This window comes from Neptuniibacter pectenicola (genome assembly GCF_001597735.1).
Classification (GTDB): Bacteria; Pseudomonadota; Gammaproteobacteria; order Pseudomonadales; family Balneatricaceae; genus Neptuniibacter; species Neptuniibacter pectenicola.
The window spans coordinates 1-382 of sequence record NZ_LUTS01000098.1 but is presented as its reverse complement, the minus strand read 5'-3'; the positions used below and the strand labels follow the sequence as shown (position 1 = coordinate 382).

Annotated in this window: 2 tRNA genes; both read right to left on the bottom strand. The window is 50.5% G+C overall.

Features of this window, described 5'->3' with window-relative positions:
- Positions 1–2 precede the first annotated feature (2 nt).
- Positions 3–75 (bottom strand) — tRNA-Ala (locus A3773_RS17040).
- 230 nt (positions 76–305) lie between these two features.
- Positions 306–382: transfer RNA gene (locus tag A3773_RS17030), tRNA-Ile, on the bottom strand.

Here is a 382-nt window from a genome sequence, read left to right as displayed (position 1 = left end):
GGTGGAGCTATGCGGGATCGAACCGCAGACCTCCTGCGTGCAAAGCAGGCGCTCTCCCAGCTGAGCTATAGCCCCATGTCTAAAGCGATAACCCTGAGTCAATTGAGGCAAGTTTTGAGGACGTATAGCTCGCTATACGACGATAAACTTAACGATAAGTGACACAAAATTGGTAGGCCTGAGTGGACTTGAACCACCGACCTCACCCCCCTTTCTTTTATAAAGAGTGGGGTGCGCTCTAACCAGCTGAGCGTCTTTACTCTCAGTTCTAACTGACCACTTACTTAAGATTTTGCCAGTAAAAGTGGTAGGCCTGAGTGGACTTGAACCACCGACCTCACCCTTATCAGGGGTGCGCTCTAACCAGCTGAGCTACAAGCCT